Genomic DNA, 1,507 nt, shown 5'->3' with positions numbered 1-1,507 from the left:
CGTAAACTGTTTGCCGTAGGCTGTAAATGATGCTCCGATACAATTCATCAACAGTTAGTGTGATTTAACTCACTTCACCTAGTCGAAAATGTGATTCACAGCAGCATGAATAGTTAAAAACACCAATAAAATTCTGTTTGCCAAAGATGTGATTCAACATTTAATCAACAAGCAGCAGCTCGCGTTTTTTTACTGCCAGAGGAATTTGTTGCACTAACAGTGAATTTTTATGCATACCAGATCTTCGGTAGCACAATCCTCGATAGAACAAATAATCAACAGAAAAATACGGGGAAGATGAAAGCAGAGGGCAAGCTGAACAGAAGATGAATAGTTCCCTCATTTCCGATTAAGTCGTAAAGGGGTTTACTCTGATAATCTGAACAGGCTCGCGGTATTGTTTTGCGTAGTAAATTGCGCTGTGTGGGCTTTTTTGCGGTCAATCAACGGCAGTGTCAGTGACTCTGATACACTGCCGACAGTCCAACACTCTAGCTAAGTAGACAGGTTGTGTTATGAACAGGATCGGGCGGTGGTGTGCCGTCACTTTGACAGTGCTAATGATGACGGGGTTTGTGGCCAGCCAAACCGGCGCCGATCCGCTCCCCGAGTTAGAGCTGGATGATGACGTGCAGGATACGGCGCTGGCGGCAACCCAATCCGGACTGATTCAGCCATATAGCCTGTTATTACAGCAGGTTGAGCGAGATCTGAATGGCCGGATCATCGAAGTGGAGTTGGATGAGGATGACGGCGTTTGGGAGTACGAGCTAAAACTGCTGGGGGCGGCCAACAACGTCATCAAGGTCAAATACAACGCCACCACACTGAAAATTCTCAAAATTAAAGGCCATGATCTGGATAGTGTATTGCGTCATGGCGTGGATTTGAGTCAACTGGACGATTAGCGATATCCGAGTTGCTGCGTATTACTGCTTATGACAATCAGTGGCTAACTCTGAAATTGAACACTCAGTTAAAAACCGGCCAGAATCAGTAAAATAACAATAAATGCACCAGAGCCAACGGACAGCCAGATGAAAGCCCTAATTGTTGAAGATGACACCTTACTGGCGCGCCAGATAGAGACGGCGCTAGAGCAGCAACAGTGGATTTGCGACATTGCCCGCGATGGCATTGACGCCTTATACCGCGCCACCAGTGAAAACTGGGATGTGATTGTACTGGATTTGGGTCTGCCTAAGCTCGATGGGCTGACAGTGCTGCGCAGTTTGCGCCAAGAGGGTAATACCACGCCGGTGATTATTCTCAGTGCCCGTGGCGAGTTGCATCAGCGCATTGAAGGGCTCAATGCGGGGGCGGATGATTACCTGACCAAGCCGTTCGAGATGGTTGAATTATTGGCTCGGCTATCGGTGCAATTGCGCCGCTCTTCTGGGCAAGCTGCGCCACAATTGCAGGCGGGCGATTTAACGCTGGATTTGAGCGCCGCGCGGGTGTTCTGGCAAGGTCAGCCGATTGAGCTGACATCGCTTGAGTACAAAGT

2 protein-coding genes are annotated in these 1,507 nt (G+C 48.5%); both read left to right on the top strand.

Features of this window, described 5'->3' with window-relative positions:
• The first annotated feature begins 515 nt into the window (after positions 1 to 515).
• On the top strand, positions 516 to 908 hold the full coding sequence (locus tag ACRC27_RS11850) for a PepSY domain-containing protein (RefSeq protein WP_438639954.1): 393 nt from the start codon (positions 516 to 518) through the stop codon (positions 906 to 908).
• Positions 909 to 1,037: 129 nt separating this feature from the next.
• The coding region (locus tag ACRC27_RS11845; protein WP_438639953.1) for a response regulator transcription factor at positions 1,038 to 1,507 on the top strand (470 nt) is incomplete at its 3' end.

Source organism: Plesiomonas sp., assembly GCF_051650925.1.
GTDB lineage: Bacteria > Pseudomonadota > Gammaproteobacteria > Enterobacterales > CAMTGL01 > Plesiomonas.
The sequence above is the reverse complement of the archived record's forward strand: the minus strand, read 5'-3'. Positions and strand labels throughout refer to the sequence as shown.

What these genes read in the sequence shown, in the direction of transcription:
- ACRC27_RS11850 (WP_438639954.1), top strand. Translation starts at nt 516, where the DNA reads ATGAACAGGATCGGGCGGTGGTGTGCCGTCACTTTGACAGTGCTAATG.